Origin of the sequence: Sphaerimonospora mesophila (genome assembly GCF_001417795.1) — a bacterium.
In the GTDB taxonomy this organism is placed as follows: Bacteria; Actinomycetota; Actinomycetes; order Streptosporangiales; family Streptosporangiaceae; genus Sphaerimonospora; species Sphaerimonospora mesophila.
This window is the reverse complement of sequence record NZ_BCBX01000016.1, coordinates 1-777: the sequence shown is the minus strand read 5'-3', so window position 1 is coordinate 777 and position 777 is coordinate 1. Positions and strand designations below refer to the sequence as shown.

Below are 777 nucleotides of genomic sequence, written 5' to 3'. Positions count from 1 at the left end.
TGCTCGGCGTCCGCAGCCGGCTGCGCTACCTGGCCGATCTGGGCGTGGACGCGATCTGGCTGACGCCGTTCTACCCCTCGCCGATGGCCGACTTCGGCTACGACGTGGCCGACTACCGCGACGTCGACCCGATCTTCGGATCGCTGGCCGATGCCCGGGCGTTGATCGACGACGCCCACCGGCACGGCCTGAAGATCATCGTGGACGTCGTGCCGAACCACACCTCCGACGAGCACCCCTGGTTCCTCGCGGCGCTGGCGGCCGGCCCCGGCTCCCCCGAGCGGGAGCGCTACATCTTCCGGCACGGCAGGGGCACGACCGGGGAACTGCCGCCCAACGACTGGGAGTCGATCTTCGGCGGCCCGGCCTGGACCCGGGTGGCCGACGGGCAGTGGTACCTCCACCTGTTCGCCCCCCAGCAGCCCGACCTCAACTGGGAGCACCCCGAGGTGCACGAGGAGTTCGCCGATGTGCTGCGGTTCTGGCTCGACCTCGGCGTGGACGGCTTCCGGATCGACGTGGCGCACGGCATGGTCAAGGCGCCCGGACTGCCGGACGTCGGCCACACCGGCCAGGTGCGGATGATCGGCACCGAGGTGGTGCCGTACTTCGACCAGGACGGCGTGCACGAGATCCACCGCTCCTGGCGGCGCATCCTCGACTCCTACGACGGCGAGCGGATCGGCGTGGCCGAGGCCTGGGCGCCGACCCCGCGGCGGCTCGCCGACTACGTCCGCCCCGACGAGCTGCACCAGGCGTTCAACTTCCACTTCCTCA

The 777-nt window shown here is 71.0% G+C and carries 1 protein-coding gene; it reads left to right on the top strand.

The window, feature by feature from the left end; genetic code table 11:
* On the top strand, window positions 1-777 hold a 777-nt coding region (locus AP234_RS00100; protein ID WP_268777989.1), incomplete at both ends, for an alpha-amylase family glycosyl hydrolase.